Annotated in this window: 17 protein-coding genes; 7 read left to right on the top strand and 10 right to left on the bottom strand. The window is 61.6% G+C overall.

Annotated features, from left to right (window positions below; all coding sequences use genetic code 11):
- Position 1 precedes the first annotated feature (1 nt).
- From DM08_RS06225 to DM08_RS06215, 3 genes are read right to left on the bottom strand one after another with little or no spacing between them, the layout of a single operon-like run.
- On the bottom strand, positions 2–421 hold the full coding sequence (locus DM08_RS06225; protein WP_051937840.1) for a DUF3106 domain-containing protein: 420 nt from the start codon (positions 419–421) through the stop codon (positions 2–4).
- Positions 421–753 (bottom strand): DUF3619 family protein, encoded by a 333-nt coding sequence (locus DM08_RS06220; RefSeq protein WP_035383768.1) that lies wholly within the window; start codon positions 751–753, stop codon positions 421–423. The genes DM08_RS06225 and DM08_RS06220 overlap by 1 nt, the downstream gene beginning before the upstream one ends.
- Positions 750–1,313 (bottom strand): RNA polymerase sigma factor, encoded by a 564-nt coding sequence (locus tag DM08_RS06215; protein ID WP_035383767.1) that lies wholly within the window; start codon positions 1,311–1,313, stop codon positions 750–752. Before DM08_RS06215 ends, DM08_RS06220 begins: the two co-directional genes overlap by 4 nt.
- A gap of 154 nt (positions 1,314–1,467) precedes the next feature.
- Between DM08_RS06215 and DM08_RS06210 the strand changes: the two genes are divergently transcribed.
- The 5 genes from DM08_RS06210 (at position 1,468) to DM08_RS06190 (ending at position 7,902) form a co-directional block, all read left to right on the top strand.
- A complete protein-coding gene (locus tag DM08_RS06210; protein ID WP_035383766.1) occupies positions 1,468–3,174 on the top strand; it encodes an acetolactate synthase 3 catalytic subunit in 1,707 nt (568 codons plus the stop codon).
- Between the two features lies 1 nt (position 3,175).
- The gene (gene ilvN, locus DM08_RS06205; RefSeq protein WP_035383765.1) at positions 3,176–3,667 is read left to right on the top strand and encodes an acetolactate synthase small subunit; all 492 of its coding nucleotides are present in this window, start codon (positions 3,176–3,178) and stop codon (positions 3,665–3,667) included.
- Between the two features lie 110 nt (positions 3,668–3,777).
- Positions 3,778–4,794 carry a ketol-acid reductoisomerase gene (gene ilvC / locus DM08_RS06200; RefSeq protein WP_035383764.1) on the top strand — a complete coding sequence of 339 codons (1,017 nt, stop codon included), beginning with the start codon at positions 3,778–3,780 and terminating at the stop codon, positions 4,792–4,794.
- A gap of 177 nt (positions 4,795–4,971) precedes the next feature.
- A complete protein-coding gene (pssA, locus tag DM08_RS06195) occupies positions 4,972–5,727 on the top strand; it encodes a CDP-diacylglycerol--serine O-phosphatidyltransferase (protein ID WP_035383763.1) in 756 nt (251 codons plus the stop codon).
- A gap of 87 nt (positions 5,728–5,814) precedes the next feature.
- Positions 5,815–7,902: an ABC transporter ATP-binding protein gene (locus tag DM08_RS06190; RefSeq protein WP_035383762.1), complete on the top strand. Its 2,088-nt coding sequence runs from the start codon at positions 5,815–5,817 to the stop codon at positions 7,900–7,902.
- On the opposite strand, the gene DM08_RS06185 is transcribed toward DM08_RS06190, so the two are convergent.
- Positions 7,899–9,359: a transglycosylase SLT domain-containing protein gene (locus DM08_RS06185; protein ID WP_051937838.1), complete on the bottom strand. Its 1,461-nt coding sequence runs from the start codon at positions 9,357–9,359 to the stop codon at positions 7,899–7,901. The genes DM08_RS06190 and DM08_RS06185 overlap by 4 nt on opposite strands.
- A gap of 172 nt (positions 9,360–9,531) precedes the next feature.
- On the opposite strand from DM08_RS06185, the gene DM08_RS06180 reads away from it, so the two are divergent.
- The gene (locus DM08_RS06180; RefSeq protein ID WP_051937835.1) at positions 9,532–10,221 is read left to right on the top strand and encodes a flagellar brake protein; all 690 of its coding nucleotides are present in this window, start codon (positions 9,532–9,534) and stop codon (positions 10,219–10,221) included.
- Between the two features lie 4 nt (positions 10,222–10,225).
- On the opposite strand, the gene DM08_RS06175 is transcribed toward DM08_RS06180, so the two are convergent.
- The 6 genes from DM08_RS06175 to DM08_RS06150 all read right to left on the bottom strand — a co-directional run bounded on the left by DM08_RS06175 (position 10,226) and on the right by DM08_RS06150 (position 16,163).
- On the bottom strand, positions 10,226–10,573 hold the full coding sequence (locus DM08_RS06175) for a SpoIIAA family protein (protein ID WP_035383761.1): 348 nt from the start codon (positions 10,571–10,573) through the stop codon (positions 10,226–10,228).
- An 8-nt stretch (positions 10,574–10,581) separates the two neighbouring features.
- Positions 10,582–11,418: a DMT family transporter gene (locus DM08_RS06170; protein WP_035383760.1), complete on the bottom strand. Its 837-nt coding sequence runs from the start codon at positions 11,416–11,418 to the stop codon at positions 10,582–10,584.
- The gene (locus DM08_RS06165) at positions 11,419–12,525 is read right to left on the bottom strand and encodes an aromatic ring-hydroxylating oxygenase subunit alpha (RefSeq protein ID WP_035383759.1); all 1,107 of its coding nucleotides are present in this window, start codon (positions 12,523–12,525) and stop codon (positions 11,419–11,421) included.
- Between the two features lie 156 nt (positions 12,526–12,681).
- Positions 12,682–14,031 carry an NTP/NDP exchange transporter gene (locus tag DM08_RS06160; RefSeq protein ID WP_152555791.1) on the bottom strand — a complete coding sequence of 450 codons (1,350 nt, stop codon included), beginning with the start codon at positions 14,029–14,031 and terminating at the stop codon, positions 12,682–12,684.
- 84 nt (positions 14,032–14,115) lie between these two features.
- The gene (gene feoB, locus DM08_RS06155; RefSeq protein ID WP_035383757.1) at positions 14,116–15,909 is read right to left on the bottom strand and encodes a ferrous iron transport protein B; all 1,794 of its coding nucleotides are present in this window, start codon (positions 15,907–15,909) and stop codon (positions 14,116–14,118) included.
- Complete coding sequence (locus DM08_RS06150) at positions 15,906–16,163, bottom strand: FeoA family protein (protein WP_051937833.1); 258 nt, start codon at positions 16,161–16,163, stop codon at positions 15,906–15,908. Before DM08_RS06150 ends, feoB begins: the two co-directional genes overlap by 4 nt.
- 118 nt (positions 16,164–16,281) lie before the next feature.
- On the opposite strand from DM08_RS06150, the gene dapA reads away from it, so the two are divergent.
- Complete coding sequence (gene dapA, locus DM08_RS06145; protein WP_035383804.1) at positions 16,282–17,160, top strand: 4-hydroxy-tetrahydrodipicolinate synthase; 879 nt, start codon at positions 16,282–16,284, stop codon at positions 17,158–17,160.
- The last annotated feature ends 8 nt before the right edge of the window (positions 17,161–17,168 follow it).

The raw sequence follows: 17,168 nt of genomic DNA, 5'->3' as shown, positions 1-17,168 counted from the left end.
GCTATTTTGTCGCCGGAGCCGGCGATGGGGCGCTGCTGTCTGTCGCGGCGTTGCGCGCGGCTTGTTGCTCTTTCACCATGTTCTTCACCATCTCCCGCTTCTCCGGCGGGACCTTCTGGAAGGCGGTGTATTTCTCCCGGGCTTGCGCCCGTTGTTGGGGAGTCAGCCGACTCCAGTCCAGCAGGCGAGTGTGCAGCCTGTTCCTTTGTTCTGGCGTGAGCCTCTCGTAGTGATTCGTTAGCTTGAGCATGTCCGCCTGATAGGGTTCAGGCAGCTTGTCCCACTGGCTGGACAGTGGGGCCAGCGCTTCCCGTTGCAAGGGGGAGAGCTTGTTCCAGGCGGTGAGCGCGGCTTGCGCGTCCGGAATCAGGCACGCGATCAGCGCCGCGCTGGCAAGCCGATGTCGGAGCTTGTCTGACATCAATCCGCGTACATCTCGACCGGGAGGTCGTCGGTCAGGATGGCGATGTCAACCTCATCGTCACTCGGCCCGGTGGGCTGGCTCCAATAGCTGATGCCCCCCAGCACAAGCAGCAACAGCAGCAGAATCAGCCCCCATTGCTGGATACGGTGGTGTGTGTGGGCAGCGTGGGTGTAGCTCCCCGCCAGTGCGGGTGCCCGCACTGATTCCGTGCGTAGGGCCAGGGCGTACTGGCGCGCATCGCTCAGCCGCGAGAGTGTGGTCGGTCCGAGTCGTGACAACGAGCGGTCGAGTAGCTTCCTGATCGATTCTGTGTCGAGATCGCTGTTCATGGTAGCGTGATTCCTTGTGCGTGGAGAGACTCCGCGAGAGCATGGGTGGCGCGCGAGCAATGGGTTTTGACACTTCCTTCCGAACAACCCATGACTGCTGCCGTTTCCGCGATGTCCAAGTCTTCCCAGTAACGCAACAGGAATGCTTCACGTTGACGGGCTGGCAGGTTTTTTATTGCGGTTTCGATCGTGGCCAGAGTCTGCGTTTGCTCCAGCGTGGCTTCCGGGGCATGGTGCTGGTGGGTCTCATCCAGCAGGGTCTCCAGCGGGTCGTGCTCTTCATCGTCGTGCCGGGGCGATAGTGCCGACAGCAAGGTGGTCCACAGGCCGCGCACCTTCTGGCGGCGGAAATGGTCGTGGATGGTGTTCTGCAGGATGCGGTGGAACAGCATCGGCAGCTCGGCGGCGGGTTTGTCGCTGTATTTCTCGGCGAGCTTGAGCATCGCATCCTGCACGATGTCGAGCGCGCAATGCTCGTCGCGCACCGCATACAGCGCGTGCTTGTAGGCGCGGCGCTCGGTTGCCGTGAGGAAGTCTGAAAGTTCTGCGTGGCTGGCCAGTTGCGTTGCTCCGGTGAGGGTAGGGCGATACTAGCAAAATTCTGCTGGGGTTGCCGAAAGATGGATGCCCGCACTGTTCCGGGGGTTGACCTAAGCGCCTAAAATCATTACCCTGCGCGGTTCTTTGATAGGTTGTAATCCAAGGTCACTACGTATGGAAATGACGGGCGCAGAAATAGTCATCCGCTGTTTGCAGGAAGAGGAGGTCGAATACCTGTTCGGCTATCCCGGCGGGGCAGTGTTGTTCATCTACGATGAGCTGTACAAGCAGGACAAGGTCAAGCATGTGCTGGTACGCCATGAGCAGGCGGCCATCCATGCGGCTGACGGCTATGCGCGCTCCACCGACAAGGTCGGTGTCGCGTTGGTGACATCCGGCCCAGGCGCGACCAATGCCGTCACCGGGATCGCGACGGCTTACATGGACTCCATCCCCATGGTGGTGATCAGCGGCCAGGTGCCGACCAGCTACATCGGCGAGGACGCTTTCCAGGAAGTGGACACGGTGGGCATCACCCGTCCCTGCGTGAAACACAACTTCCTGGTGAAGGATGTCAAGGACATCGCCAGCACCATGAAAAAGGCTTTCTATCTGGCCAAGAGTGGCCGTCCGGGGCCTGTGTTGGTCGACATCCCCAAGGACGTGTCGGCGCAGAAGACAGAGTTCAGCTATCCGTCCTCGGTGCAGATACGCTCCTACAATCCCTCCCAGCACGGTGACATCGGCGCGATCCGTCAGGCCGCCCAGCTGTTGCTGAACGCCAAGCGCCCGATGATCTATGCGGGCGGTGGCGTGGTGCTGTCCAGTGCCGCCAGCCAGTTGACCGAACTGACGCGTTTGCTGGGTTTCCCGGTGACCAACACCCTGATGGGGCTGGGCGGCTATCCTGCGACGGACAAGCAGTTCCTCGGCATGCTCGGCATGCATGGCACGCTGGAAGCCAATATGGCGATGCAGCAGTGCGACGTGCTGCTGGCGGTGGGCGCGCGTTTCGACGACCGCGTGATCGGCAACGTCGCGCACTTTGCGCAGAATCCGCGCAAGATCATCCACATCGACATCGACCCGTCCTCAATCTCCAAGCGGGTGAAGGTGGACGTGCCCATCGTGGGTGACGTGGCACATGTGCTGGGCGACCTGCTCGCGGTGTTGCACTCCACCCGCCAGCAGCCCGATGCACAGGCCTTGGCTGCCTGGTGGGCGCAGATCGCCGATTGGCGCAGCAAGAATTCGCTGACCTATCGCAACTCCGACGAGCTGATCAAGCCGCAGTACGTGATCGAGACGCTGTACGAGCTGACCGGCGGCGATGCGTTCGTGACCTCGGACGTGGGGCAGCACCAGATGTGGGCGGCGCAGTACTACAAGTTCGACCAGCCGCGTCGCTGGATCAACTCCGGCGGTCTGGGCACGATGGGCTTCGGACTGCCTGCCGCGATGGGCGTGCAACTGGCGCATCCGGGGGCGACCGTGGCTTGTGTCACCGGCGAAGGCAGCATCCAGATGAACATTCAGGAGTTGTCCACCTGCAAGCAGTTCCGCCTGCCGATCAAGGTGATCGCGCTGAACAACCGCTATCTGGGCATGGTGCGCCAGTGGCAGGAGTTCTTCCACGGCAACCGCTATTCCGAGTCCTACATGGACGCGCTGCCCAACTTCGCCAAGCTGGCCGAGGCCTATGGTCACGTCGGCCTGTGTATCGAGAAGCCGTCTGACGTGCGCCCGGCGCTGGAAGAGGCCTTGGCGCGCAAGAACGAGCTGGTGTTCCTGGATTTCCGGACCGACTCCACCGAGAACGTCTATCCCATGGTGCCCGGCGGCAAGGGCTTGTCCGAAGTGATTCTGGCGGAGGATCTGTAACATGCGTCACATCATCTCATTGCTGATGGAGAACGAGGCCGGCGCGCTGTCGCGCGTGGCCGGGCTGTTCTCCGCGCGCGGCTACAACATCGAATCGTTGACCGTGGCACCGACCGAAGATCAAACCATGTCGCGCATGACCATCGTCACCAGCGGCTCCGATGACGTGATCGAGCAGATCAACAAGCAACTGAACAAGTTGATCGACGTGGTCGCGGTGATGGACCTGACCGAAGGTCAGCATCTGGAACGTGAGCTGATGCTGGTCAAGGTGCGGGCGGTGGGCGAAGGGCGCGAGGAGCTGAAGCGCCTGACCGACATCTTCCGTGGCCGCATCATCGACGTGGATGCAAGCAGCTACACCATCGAACTGACCGGCACCGGCTCCAAGCTGGACAGCTTCGTGCAAGCGATAGACTCCAGCTTGATGCTGGAAGTGGTGCGCACCGGCGCTTCCGGCATCGGGCGCGGCGAACGGATTTTGAAACTGTAAAAGCAGACGTAAGACGTAAGTTGTTGGTTGATAGTAAAAACCGCGCAGCGGACACCACAAACTTACGTCTACAGACTTACGACTAACAACTTTTTATTTGAAAGGCAATCATGAAAGTTTATTACGACCAAGACGCAAACATCCCCCTGATCAAGGGCATGCAAGTGACCATCGTGGGTTACGGTTCGCAGGGCCACGCCCATGCGCAGAACCTGAAGGATTCCGGCGTGAACGTGACCGTCGCGCTGCGCAAGGGCGGTGCTTCCTGGAACAAGGCGGTGAACGCTGGCCATCAGGTGAAAGAGATCGCCGATGCCGTGAAGGGCGCTGACCTGGTGATGATCCTGCTGCCGGATGAGACCATGCCGCAGGTTTACCACGCCGATGTGGCCAAGAACCTGAAGTCCGGCGCTGCGCTGGCCTTCGCCCACGGCTTCAACATCCATTACAACCAGATCGTGCCGCCCGCTGATGTGGACGTGATCATGATCGCCCCCAAGGGCCCCGGCCACACCGTGCGTTCCGAATACCTGAAGGGCGGCGGCGTGCCGACCCTGATCGCTGTCTATCAGGACACCACTGGCAAGGCGAAGGAGATCGCTCTGTCTTACGCGGCAGCCAACGGCGGCACCAAGGGTGGCGTGATCGAGACCAACTTCCGTGAAGAGACCGAGACCGACCTGTTCGGCGAACAAGCCGTGCTGTGCGGCGGTGCGGTGGAGCTGGTGAAGGCTGGTTTTGAGACCCTGACCGAAGCCGGTTACGCGCCCGAGATGGCTTACTTCGAGTGCTTGCACGAACTGAAGCTGATCGTCGACCTGATGTACGAAGGCGGCATCGCCAACATGAACTACTCCATCTCCAACAACGCGGAGTATGGCGAGTATGTCACCGGCAACCGCGTGATCGCTGACCAAGCCCGCGCCGCGATGAAGGAATGCCTGACCAACATCCAGAACGGTTCCTACGCCAAGCAGTTCATCCTGGAAGGCCGCACCAACTATCCGGAAATGACTGCCCGCCGTCGCCTGAACGCCGAGCATCCGATCGAAGTCGTGGGTGGCAAGCTGCGCGCCATGATGCCCTGGATCGGCAAGAACAAGCTGGTCGACCAGTCGAAGAACTAAAGACAGTTGCTAGACGTTAGTCGTTGGTCGTTCGTTAAGGCAAGCCTTGGCTTTCGACTGGCGGCTAGCGACTAGCGTCTGGCAACCATGAACCTCTATCTCCATCCCATCATGACCCGTCAGGGTTTGCTGCCCACGGTTCTGGCTGTGCGCGGCAAGAACTGATACTCTCGCGGCATGGAACCTTACCGCAATCACCGCAAGCCTCTGGATCTGCGCCGTCGCAGCATCTATCTGCTGCCCAATTTGTTTACCACCGGTGCGCTGTTCGCCGGTTTCTACGCCATCGTCCAGTCCATGAACGGGCGCTTCGAGTTCGCCGCTATCGCCATCTTCGTGGCCATGGTGCTGGATGGCATGGATGGCCGCGTGGCCCGCATGACGCATACCCAGAGCGAGTTCGGCGCGCAGTACGACAGCCTGTCCGACATGGTCTCGTTCGGCGTGGCACCCGCGCTGGTGATGTACGAATGGGCGCTCAAGGGGCTGGGGAAATGGGGCTGGTTCGCCGCCTTCATCTACTGCTGTGCCGCCGCCCTGCGTCTGGCGCGCTTCAACACCAACATCGACGTGGTGGACAAGCGCTACTTTCAGGGCCTGCCCAGCCCAGCTGCCGCCGCGCTGGTGTCCGGCTTCGTCTGGGTGATGCTGGACAACCACTTCAGCGGGGAAGAGGTGCGCTGGTACGCTGCCGTGCTGACCACCTTCGCCGGGCTGAGCATGGTCAGCAACCTCAAGTTCCACAGCTTCAAAGCCATCAACATGCGCAAGAGCGTCCCGTTCATCGTGGTGTTCCTGATCGCCATGTTCTTCATCCTGATCTCGGTCGATCCGCCTATCGTCCTGTTCCTGATTTTTCTCGGCTACTGCCTGTCTGGTTACGTCATCTGGCTGCTCGAACTGCGCGCACGCCCACTCACTTCACAAAACTAGGCCGCCTTTCTACACCGCCTTGTTCCTGCGATGCTTTACACTCTTGTCCGTAGCGTGTGGGCGAGATGCCTGCTGGATAGGTGAATCGTGAGTGAAATTCTTGGTGTCGATGGGTTGACTGTCCGCTTGCCCAATGGGGCGGCGGTGGTCGATGGTGTTTCGTTCGCGTTGCGGCGCGGCGAGACGTTCGCGTTGCTGGGCGAGTCGGGCTGCGGCAAGTCGGTGACGGCGCTTTCCTTGATGCGTCTGTTACCGGACGGGGTGCGGGTGGCTGGCGGAGCGGTGCGGCTGGGTGACAGCGACGTGTTGACCTTGCCTGAGCGCGAGATGTGCGCGGTGCGCGGCGGCAGGTTGGCGATGATCTTCCAGGAGCCGGGGCTGAGTCTGAACCCGGTGCTGACGGTGGGGCGGCAGATCGCCGAGGTGCTGGAGTTGCATGGCGGCGACCAGGCATCCGTTCAGGCTGAGACTGTCGAAGCCGGTGGCTGCTCCCGTGCGCGCCTGGATCAGTCCGGCGAGGTCGGGATTGAGGTGGAGCAGCGCTGTATCGAGTTGTTGACGCAGGTGGGCATCCCCGATGCGCCACGCCGTATCCACGAATATCCCTTCCAGCTTTCCGGCGGCATGAAGCAGCGGGTGATGATCGCCATGGCGCTGGCGGGGGCGCCGGGCGTGCTCATCGCGGACGAGCCGACCACGGCGCTGGACGTGACCATCCAGGCGCAGGTGTTGCAACTCTTGCGCGACACGCAGGCGGAAAGCGGCATGGCGATGTTGCTCATCACGCACGATTTGGGCGTGGTGGCGGAGATGGCGCATCAGGTGGCCGTCATGTATGCCGGGCAGATCGTCGAGCGCGCCTCGCGCCAACAGCTGTTCACTCAGCCTTTGCACCCCTACACCCGAAAGTTGTTCGCGGCCCTGCCTGACGCACGGCGCGGGGCCGCTCCGCTGGAAGCTATCCCCGGCAATGTGCCCACGCCCGATGCCATGCCACCGGGTTGCCGCTTCGCTCCGCGTTGCGACCGCGCCTGGGCGCTGTGCCATGAGCGTGCGCCGGAGTGGCGCGAGGTCGACGGGCAAGGGGTGCGCTGTCATCTGTATGCGCCTGAGGGCGCGGGAAGGGAGCAGGGGGAAGCGGCAGGGGCTGCAGAACCCGGGTTCTACCCAGCCCCCGACTCCCGTTCCCATACCCTTCTGGAAGTCTCCAACCTTCAGGTCCACTTCCCTATCCGGCGTGGCGTGTTGCAGCGCCAGGTGGGGGTGGTGCGGGCGGTGGATGGGGTCTCGCTGGAGATCGGCGCGGGGCGTACCTTGGCGCTGGTCGGCGAGTCGGGCTGTGGCAAAACCACGGCGGGCAAGGCGATGTTGCAGTTGATCGCGCCGACGGCGGGTAGCGTGCGCTTCGGCGGGCAAGAGCTGATCGGTTTGTCGGCGCAGGCGCTGCGTGCGCAGCGGGCGGGGATGCAGATGGTGTTCCAGGACCCGTATGCGTCGCTCAATCCCCGGATGCGGGTGGCGGAGATCCTGGACGAGGGCATGGCCGCGCTCGGCGTGGGCGGCGATAGCGCGGCGCGGCAGGGCCTGATGGATGCCTTGATGGAGCAGGTGGGGCTGAGCGCGGCGGCGAAGTGGCGCTATCCGCACGAGTTCTCCGGCGGCCAGCGCCAGCGCATCGCCATCGCCCGCGCCTTGGCGGTGAATCCCCAGTTGCTGATCTGCGACGAGCCGACCAGCGCGCTGGATGTGTCGGTGCAGGCGCAGATACTCAATCTGCTGCGCGCGTTGCAGCAGGAGCTTGAGCTGAGTTACCTGTTCATCACCCACAATCTGGCAGTGGTGGAATACCTAGCGCACGAGGTGTGCGTGATGTATCTGGGGCGTATCGTCGAACGCGGTGCGACGGCTGAGGTCTTGGGCGCACCGCGCCATCCCTACACCCAAGCTTTGTTGTCGGCAGTGCCGCGTGTGGATGGAGGCAGCGGCCAGGTCATCCGGCTGGCGGGCGAGATGCCGTCACCAGCGCATCCCCCGCAGGGCTGTCATTTCCACCCGCGCTGTCCGCAGGCGATGACGATTTGTCGTGAAACCTATCCAGGCGAGACTGCGCTGGGTGGTACGCAGCGAGTGCATTGCCATCTGTACGCGGAAAGCGTGGGCCGGGCCGGGGATTAAGGGTTGGAAGCGACGTGCAGGCGGCGGGCAGGCTGCTTACCGCTGCGTGATGCGGATGGTTTGCCGGCGGAGCGGCTCAGGCTAGCCAGCTTGGTGCTCCGGGCGGGGGCTTCGCGCCGAGAGGCGACCTTGGTGCCATGTTTGCCCGGACGTTCGCGCTTGTTGCCCAGTGCGGCGAGCTTTCCGCGCTCCTTGGTCTTGCCCTTGTTGTCCTTGCCTGTTCTGGGGGAGGTCTTCGCCACCATGGCCAAGGCATTGGGTGCCAGGTGCATGTTGAACGCCTCGAACTCGTAATCCGCATCACCGCCGCGCATGGGAACCAGCAGGGTCTGGCCCGAGCTGGTCTTGGCGCGGGCAGACAGGCCGTTGATCGAGATGAGTTTTTCGACCGTCAGGCCGAAGCGCGGCGCGAGCTTGTCCAGACGTTCGCCTTTGCGGGTCTGATACCCTTGCCAGCTGACCAGAGGCTGGTCGTTATGCTCCAGGTTGCGATAGAAGTCATCAACCTTATCCACCGGCAGCAGGATGGTGTTGGTGTTGTGTTGCAACATCACCGGACGATTGTGCGCGGGATTCAGCGCAAGGAACTCTTCCATGCTGATGTTGGCCAGCTTGGCGGCGACTTTCACATCCATGTGCTCGGTGGTGGTCACGGCGGTGAAATAGGGCTGGTTCGGCACGGAGGATAGCGTGAGGCCGAAGTTCCACGGGCTGGCGATGATGTTCTTCACGGCGACCAGCTTGGGGATGTAGTTGCGCGTCTCTTCCGGCATGGTCAGGCTGGCGTAGTCCGTCGGCAGGCCGCGAGCACGATTGCGCTCCTGGGCACGCTGCACGGCACCTTCGCCCCAGTTGTAAGCGGCCAGTGCCAGCTGCCAGTCGCCGAACATGTCATGCAGCCGTTGCAGATAGTCGAGCGCGCCGCGTGTGGCACTGAGGATGTCGCGGCGACCGTCATACCACCAGTTCTGCTTCATGCCGTAGTCCTTCCCGGTGGACGGGATGAACTGCCAGATGCCGGACGCGTTCGCGATCGAATAGGCGGACGGGTTGTAGGCGCTCTCTATCATCGGCAGCAGGGCGACTTCGGTCGGCATGCCGCGCTTCTCGACTTCCTCAAGGATGAAATACAGATAGCGCCCGGCGCGTTCGGTCATGCGTGATACGTAGTCGGGGCGGTTGGCGTACCACTGCTCGTGCTTGGCGATCAGCGGACTGTCCAGCTCGGCCAGCGAGAAACCGTTGCGGATACGTTGCCAGAGATCATCCTGCGCCACCTCATGCAGTAGAGGTGCCATCTGGTCGTCGTTCTGCGCAGGTGCTGCTGCCGGAGGGGGCTGGTGGATCTGTGTGACGAAGGACAGCGCTCCCGAGTCTTCATCCGCCCACGCAGCTACCGACGGAACAAGCGTCAGTACGGCAGAAAGCAGCAGGAGATGCAGGTGTCGGATGGGCACGGTCAGGTCGGTCAGGGTGATTCAAAGTCGGGCGCATGTTACCTGACACCTGAGATAAGCGTCAATAATTTGTTTTGATTGTGAATTGTCGACTTTTTAGGGGGCTCGCCCCGGCACTGCTCCGGGCTGTGTTTTTATTGATATTTCTATACAATCCGGGGCAGGGGGATACATGGACAATACGAATGACGAACAGGCTGTTTTGGCACTGGAGCAAGTCCGCTTGCATATCGGAGACATGGTGCAGTTGCAGTTCCAGGCGGCTACGGGGGATACGCGGCACTATGTAACGCTGATCGGCTACCTCAAGGGAGGGAGCGTGATCGTTTCCACGCCGGTTGAGGCGGGCAAAGTGATGCTGGTGCGTGAGGGTGTGCCCGTCGTGGTGCGTTTCTTCGGCGGCAAGAACGCTTATGCCTTCAGCGCCGAGATCCGGAGGGTGACCAATGTCCCCTTTCCCCACCTGCACCTCAGTTTTCCCAAAGAGGTCAGGGGAATGGTCGTGCGGAGCAGTTCCCGAACCAGCGTGAGTCTGATCGGCTCGGCGGTGGATGCTACCGGCAAGCGTTACGCCTGCCAGGTCCGGGACATCAGTATGGGCGGCGCGCTGCTGGTGGCCAAGGAGCAGATGGCGGGTATCGATGAGTATCTGGGGTTAGGATTGCGCGTCAAAGTGAACGGCCACGACTACATCCTGGAGATTGAATGCCAGCTGCGCTCCTGTCATGCGGATGCAAGGGCTGAGGCCGATCCGTCGAGCCAGATGCATGGGGTACGTTTCACCAGCCTGTCAGCGGAAGACACGCTGGTCCTGACGGCCTTGCTGTACAACAGCCTGTCTGGGCAGGCCGATATCCTGTGACCGATTATTCGCTGATCCACGCCGAGGCCTCGGCATAGCTGGAGAATGCCCGTACGTCGGCATCGATGAACAGGCGCGACAACCAGGTCGCCCAGGTCTGCCATTGGTCGTTGGTGACGATGGCGATCTTGCTGAAGTCGTGCTGGTGTTCGCGGCTGAAGAACTTGACCTCTTCCCATGCTACGTCGACCGTGTAGCTCACCATGTCGCGCAGATCGAACAGCAGGTTCATCGAGCCGGCAGTGCTCAGCTTGTACAGGGCTTCTTCTTCGAACTGTTTGAAATCGGCCAGAGAGAATTCGCCGAGGATGGCGGCGTTGAGCAGGTTTTCGGAGTGTTGAATGGTGATCATATCGTTTCTCAGTGCTTGGGAGTCAGTCTCAATGCTATCACACCGCTGCTGATGATGAGCGCCATCCCGGCCCATCCGGACAAGGGCAGCGTCTCATCCCATAGCCACATGCCGAACAGGGCAGCGAAGGCGATGGTGCTGTAGGCCAAAACGCTGACCACTGCCGTGGCGCCGAGGCGGTAGGCGCGGGTCATCGCCAGTTGGGCGAACGTGGCGGAAGCGCCCAAACCCAGCAGCAAAGGCAGGGTGGCGAGCGTGGGCGCATGGAGTTCGCGGTCCAGCAGCAACCAGACAGCAGTGAACAGCGTAGCGGTCAGATTGAAGTAGAACACTACGCGCGCCGCCGGTTCGCCCAGCACGCCGAGCTGGCGTACGTTGAACAGGGCGAAGCCGGCGAGCAGGCCGGACAGCAGCCCGAGCAGGCCGGGGATGAGCTGGTCGCGCTCCAGCGTGGGGTGCAACAGCAGCACGATGCCGGCGAAGCCCAGCAGCAGGGTGGCGGTGAGCGGCCAGTGCAGTTTGTCGCGGAACGCAAGCAGGGTCAGCCCGGTGAGGAACAGCGACGAGGTGTAGTTCAGCGTGATCGCGGTGGCCAGCGGCAGGGTGGTGATGCAATAGAAGAACAGCATCATTGCCACCGTGCCGGACAGGCCGCGCCACAGATGTCCGCGCCAATGCGGGGTGGTGAGGCCATTGCTGCGCAGCAGGGGGAGCACGAACAGCAGGCCGAAGGCTGAGCGGTAGAACACCAGTTCAGCGCTGGAAAATTGCCCCGCTCCCAGCTTCACCAGTACGCCCATGCAGCCGAACAGGAATCCGGCGGCCAGCATCCACAGGGCGCCCACTTATTTCAGGTGGGGATCGAGCTGGCGGCGCAGGAATTCCTGAAAGTGCACCAGCCCGTCCTCGGTGGGCGACTGGTAAGGGCCGACCTCTTCGATGCCCTGCCTGAACAGGGCGCGGCGGCCTTCGTGCATGCGCTGGCAGATGATGTCGTCCTCGACCGCCGTCTCGCGGTAAGCCTGTTTCTCCGCCTCGATGTACTCGCGCTCGAACAGCACGATGTCTTCCGGATAGTAGAACTCCAGGATGTTGGAGCAGGCTTCCGGGCCACGCGGCACGATGGTACTCACCACCAGCGTGTTCGGGTACCACTCCACCGTGATGTTGGGGTAGTAGGTCAGCCAGATCGCGCCGTACTTGGGCAACTCGCCGTGGTTGTAGCGCAGCACCTGTTCGGCCCATTTCTCGTACACCGGACTGCCGTGGTGGCGCAGGGCATCGTTGAGCCCCACGGTCTGTACGCTATACCACTCGCCGAACTCCCACGTCAGGTCATCGCAGTTCACGAACCGGCCCAGGCCGGGGTGGAAGGGTGCTACGTGGTAATCCTCCTGATACACCTCGATGAAGGTCTTCCAGTTGAAATCGTAGTGGTCCACCTCGACGCGGTCCAGCATGTAGCCGGTGAAGTCGATCTCCTTGAAGGCGGGCACGGTCGCCAGGTCCTTGGCGATGTCGCGTTGGCCGGAGAACAGCAGGCCGTTCCAGCGTTGCAGCGGTTTTTTGTTTAGATGCAAGCAGGGGTTCTGCGGAAACTGCGGCGCACCGATCAGCTCGCCGCCCAGATCGTAGGTCCAGCGATGCAGCGGGCAGACCACGTTCTTGGCCGTGCCGCGCCCCTTGAGCATGGTGGCCTGGCGGTGGCGGCAGATGTTGGATAGCAACTCCACGCCGTTGTCGTTGCGCACCAGCATCCTGGCGCTATCCATCCATTCCAGCACATGGTAGTCGCCCTGGTTCGGTACCAGTAGTTCGTGGCCAACATAGCCTGGCCCGGCATCGAACAGCACGCGTTGTTCGATCTCCAATATCTTGGGGTCGAAATACCAGCTTAAGGGAGGCTGTGGCGAGGTGCGGTTGAGTTGTGCGGTCTTGGCAATGTCGGACATACCCACATCCTTGGGTGGAAAGTGACGAATACGGGTTCGGAAGGCGCGGATTTTCCCTTAATTCCTCAGGGGGGGCAACCGCTTATTGGTGGATCGAGGGACGACAGGAGCGGCCTCGGTGCGAGTCCGTTCCTGCGGTGCGGGGAAGTGGTGGGGCTAGGCTTGGCCTTCCGGGGGCGTGTTGGCCCGGGCGCGTTTGTAACTCATGCCGATGCCGATGGCAATGATTAGCCACACGGTCGATAACGCAAAATTGACCATCGCAAAGTGTTTCAGGCCGAAACCGAACACATTCATCCCTAGATAGACCAGCAGGGCCTGAATCAGATCACCCAGACGCCAGATGAAAGTATCGATGCAGGTCTTGCCCTTGTACTTCTTCTCCCGGTCCACCGGCAGGAACAGGGCGTGGCGCGTGGTGCTCTGGATCGAATAGTCGGTGCTGTTCTCAAGGATCTTGACCATGTAGATCACCCAGAACGCAGGCAGGAAGGAGATCATGCCGTAGCCGAAGAAGACGATGATGGGCGAGATCAGGAGTGCGCCCTGAATGCCCACGGCCTGCCAGATGCGGCGCACAAACAGCAGCTGGATGGCGAGCGTCAGCAGGTTGACGAAGAAGTAAAAGTCGCCGTAAGTGTTGCCGATGGCATCGCCCTTGGTCAGCGTGTGGGTGACATCGGCCAGCACTTCGGCTTCGGACTGGGCGATGATGATCTTGGCCAGGATGTATTCGCCGGTGCTGTTGATGCAGTTGAGCAGAAGCACGAAAAGGCCGATCAGCATCAGATAGCGGTCCTTCAGTACGATGGAGAAGCCGCTCAGGAGGCCTGCATGTTGCTCGGCCCAATGGCCGTCCTCCGAGTGGCCGCGCGACGCTTCGGGGATGTTGGCATCGGCACGGGCGCTCAGGATGACCGAGAGGCACAGGATCAGCGCTGCCGACATCATCATGCCGTAGGCACCGATGAAGGGGATGCCGATGGTGGCGACCTCAGAGCCTACCAGTGATCCCAGCGTCGAACCGACGGCGATGAAGGCGAACAGGCGGTGTCCGGCCTCGACGCTGTAGATGTCGGCGGCAAAGGCCCAGAATTGGGCGACCAGGGTGACGCTGAGGATGCCCAGCCAGACGAAGAAAGGCACGCCGACATTGACTCCCAGCTTGCCCAGCAGGAAGAACAGGGCGAGGTTCGAGGCGAAGAAGAAGATGATGGTGCGCAGCAATGCCAGTCGCTTGCGCCCCTGAAACAGCATGCCGTACACCGGAATGGCGACCAGCAACAGTATCGCTTGCATGGCCACGGCATAGCTGCGCAACTCGGCACCGCCCTGAGTCAGGATCAAGGCCTCGCGCACCGGCTTGAGCAGATAGTAGGCAAACAGCAGCAGGAACGAGTTGGCGAACAGATAGGCTACGCTGACCCCTTCCCCTGGGTGGATCTTGGTAAAGTAGGAAAGCAATCTTTCCAGGGGAGTCATGTCTGCTTTGTTCGTAGTGCTCATGGATTGTTCTGGTCTTCAGCCGTACTTTGCGCGGGATTATGATCGTCTGGGGAGTGATTCTAGCCTATTTTCAGTCGCTTCCGTTCAATATCCCAATGCGCGTGCAGCTTGGTAGAACAGAAAGCTGACCAGCCAGGCCAGGGAAAGTGACCAGGCCAGCGCGACTAGGGTGAAACCTCCACTCTTGGATTCCGAGCGCAGGGTCGCAATGGTCGACAGGCAGGGAGTGTAGATCAGGGTGAACAGCATGAAGCTGTAGGCTTGTACCCAGTCCAACTGGTGGGTCAGCGTGTTTGCCAGCGCATCCAGCGCGTGATGTCCATAGATGACAGCAAGCGAGCCGACGACGATCTCCTTGGCGATGAATCCCAGTATCAGGGCGATGGTCAGTTCCGGGGGGATGCCCAGCGGAGCGAACATGAAATTCAACTGGCTGCCTATCATCCCGGCCCATGTGTCCAGACTGCCGGGATACGCGCCGGTCGGGAAATTGGTCAGGACCCAGGCCAGCACCACGCCGGCCACGATGAACAGGCTGGCACGGCGCAGGAAGTGGGAGACCTCATGCCAGCTGCGCAGCCATAGTTGTCGCATCGTCGGGAAGCGGTAGGGCGGGAGTTCGAGCACGAAGGGCTCGTCGCTGGACAACCTTTTCTTGAAGATCAGCGCGGTGAGCAAGGCGGCGGCGAAGCTGGCCAGATAGAGGCTGAACAATACCAACGGGGCGTGGGGCGGCGCGAACAGGGCGGCAGTGATGAAGACAAAGACTTGCAGGCGCGCCGAGCACAACGAGAACGGGATGACCAGCATGGATAGCAGCCGCTGCCCGCGCGAGCGTATCACCCGCGTGCCCATCAGGGCAGGGACGTTGCAGCCGAAACCCATCAGCAGCATCACGAAGCTGCGGCCATCCAGCCCCATCCTGGCCATCAGCGCATCCATCAGGAAAGCGGCGCGCGACAGATAGCCGGTGTCTTCGACGATGGCCATGAACAGAAAGAACAGGACGATGATGGGCACGAAGGAAGCGACCGTGGCCACGCCGTTGTACACGCCATCCAGCAGGAAGCCTAGTAGTGGCGGGGGCAGGACGGCCAGCAGCAGCGGCTCCAGCGCGCTTTCGCGGATCGCGGTGAACGCCGAGGCGACCTCGCTTTGCAGCGGCTGCCCGAGCAGGAAGATGCACTTGAACAGCAGGAACATGATCAGGAAGAAGATCGGCAGCCCCCAGAACGGGTGCAGCATCAGCCTGTCCAGCCGGTCGGTGTCGGAATCAGACATGCGCACCGGGATCTCCACCGACTGGCTCAGTACGCGCGCCATCTCGACTTCGATGTGGTCGTCGTTCTCCAACTGGGCGCGCAGGTCTTCGGCCATGCCGGGGGTGGGGTAGCGCAGGGTGCGGGTGATGGCTTCCAGCACTTCCGGGACTCCGCGCCCGAACTTCGCGCTGACCAGCAATATAGGCAGTTCGAGCATCTCGGCCATTTTGCGGCGGTTGATGGTGATGCCCAGCTTGCGCGTCTCGTCAGCCATGTTGAGCAGGACGATCAGGTTCAGGTCCAGGCTCCTGAGCTGGAGCAGCAAGCTCAACTGACGTTCGATCTGGGTGGCGTTCAGCACGACGACGACCAGGTCCGGGACGTTGTCGTGCAGGAAGTGCCGCACCACCTGCTCGTCGTCGGAGTAGCCGTGCATGTCGTAGATGCCCGGCAGGTCGATGAATTCCACCATTTCGCCGCCTAGCAGCAGCTTGCCCGCAAGCAGATCGACCGTGACCCCTGGCCAGTTGCCTACGCGGGCAGAGCCCCCGGTGATCCGGTTGAACAGGGTGGATTTGCCGGTATTCGGCATCCCGAGTAATGCGACACGTTTCATGTTTTTCGTACGCTGATCTTGTCGGCTTCGTTTGTCCGGATGAGCAAGTCGGTCGAGCCGAGTCGCACTTGCAGAGGCCCGCCGAACGGTGCCTGACGCATGATTATGATGGTTTTTCCGGTGCGCATCCCCAGAGCGAGCAGGCGCTGGCGCAATGCATCGTCAGCGGTGTGCAGGCCGACGATGGTGGCGATGTCTCCAGGCCGTAAGCCGGACAGCGGCTCGGAGGCTGGGGCGGATGAGACTTTAGGCATGGCTGGATTATTCCACAGATTGCAGCTTGCCGCTTTGGTGCTCTGGCGGATTCGGGTAGAATTGCGCGTCAATTTCATGGAGCGCACCGGGCGCAGGTCGAATTAAGCGATGACGAACATGGTTAAGGGCAGTATCGTTGCGATAGTCACGCCATTGCATGAGGACGGTAGTCTAGATCTGGCGGCGTTCCGCACGTTGATCGATTTCCATATCGCCGAAGGCACGGACGGCATCGTCGTGGTCGGGACGACGGGCGAGTCTCCCACCGTGGATGTCGAGGAGCATGAGCTGTTGATCGCCGAGGCGGTGAAACATGCCGCCGGGCGCATCCCCATCATCGCCGGGACCGGGGCCAACTGCACCAAGGAGGCGATAGAGCTGGCCTCCTTCTCGCAGAGAGCGGGCGCAGCGGCTTCGCTGACCGTGGTTCCCTACTACAACAAGCCCACCCAGGAAGGCCTGTACCAGCATTTCAAGACCATCGCCGAGGCGGTGGATATGCCCCACCTGCTGTACAACGTGCCTGGACGCACCGGTGCGGACATGAGCAACGACACCGTGCTGCGTCTGGCGCAGATCCCCAACATCGTCGGCATCAAGGATGCGACCGGCAATCTGGAGCGCGGCAGTGATCTGCTGTTGCGTGCGCCCAAGGACTTCGCTGTGTACAGCGGCGACGACGCGACCACCATGTCGCTGATCCTGCTGGGGGCGGTCGGCACGATCTCGGTGACGGCCAATGTCGCGCCGCGCCTGATGCACGAGATGTGCGCCGCCGCATTGGCGGGCGATGTGGCGACGGCGCGCGCGATCAACTACCGTTTGCTGGCTCTGCATCGCCATCTGTTCGTCGAGGCCAATCCGATCCCGGTGAAATGGGCGGTGGCGCGTATGGGCTTGATTAAGAACACGCTGCGCTTGCCGCTGACCCCACTTTCCGTCTCCGCGCAGGGCGTGGTGGAAGAGGCGATGCGCCGTGCCGGTATCGTCAATTGAACTGAATC

It is taken from the genome of Ferriphaselus sp. R-1 (assembly GCF_000746095.1).
Taxonomy (GTDB): Bacteria; Pseudomonadota; Gammaproteobacteria; order Burkholderiales; family Gallionellaceae; genus Ferriphaselus.
The sequence above is the reverse complement of the archived record's forward strand: the minus strand, read 5'-3'. Positions and strand labels throughout refer to the sequence as shown.

Bases quoted from the DNA above. Each gene is read 5' to 3' on its own strand.
- ilvC (WP_035383764.1), top strand. From the start codon at position 3,778: ATGAAAGTTTATTACGACCAAGACGCAAACATCCCCCTGATCAAGGGC.
- DM08_RS06175 (WP_035383761.1), bottom strand. From the start codon at position 10,573: ATGATCACCATTCAACACTCCGAAAACCTGCTCAACGCCGCCATCCTC.
- DM08_RS06220 (WP_035383768.1), bottom strand. From the start codon at position 753: ATGAACAGCGATCTCGACACAGAATCGATCAGGAAGCTACTCGACCGC.
- feoB (WP_035383757.1), bottom strand. From the start codon at position 15,909: ATGAAACGTGTCGCATTACTCGGGATGCCGAATACCGGCAAATCCACC.
- dapA (WP_035383804.1), top strand. From the start codon at position 16,282: ATGGTTAAGGGCAGTATCGTTGCGATAGTCACGCCATTGCATGAGGAC.
- ilvN (WP_035383765.1), top strand. From the start codon at position 3,176: ATGCGTCACATCATCTCATTGCTGATGGAGAACGAGGCCGGCGCGCTG.
- DM08_RS06225 (WP_051937840.1), bottom strand. From the start codon at position 421: ATGTCAGACAAGCTCCGACATCGGCTTGCCAGCGCGGCGCTGATCGCG.
- DM08_RS06210 (WP_035383766.1), top strand. From the start codon at position 1,468: ATGGAAATGACGGGCGCAGAAATAGTCATCCGCTGTTTGCAGGAAGAG.
- DM08_RS06150 (WP_051937833.1), bottom strand. From the start codon at position 16,163: ATGCCTAAAGTCTCATCCGCCCCAGCCTCCGAGCCGCTGTCCGGCTTA.
- DM08_RS06160 (WP_152555791.1), bottom strand. From the start codon at position 14,031: ATGAGCACTACGAACAAAGCAGACATGACTCCCCTGGAAAGATTGCTT.
- DM08_RS06180 (WP_051937835.1), top strand. From the start codon at position 9,532: ATGGACAATACGAATGACGAACAGGCTGTTTTGGCACTGGAGCAAGTC.
- pssA (WP_035383763.1), top strand. From the start codon at position 4,972: ATGGAACCTTACCGCAATCACCGCAAGCCTCTGGATCTGCGCCGTCGC.
- DM08_RS06165 (WP_035383759.1), bottom strand. From the start codon at position 12,525: ATGTCCGACATTGCCAAGACCGCACAACTCAACCGCACCTCGCCACAG.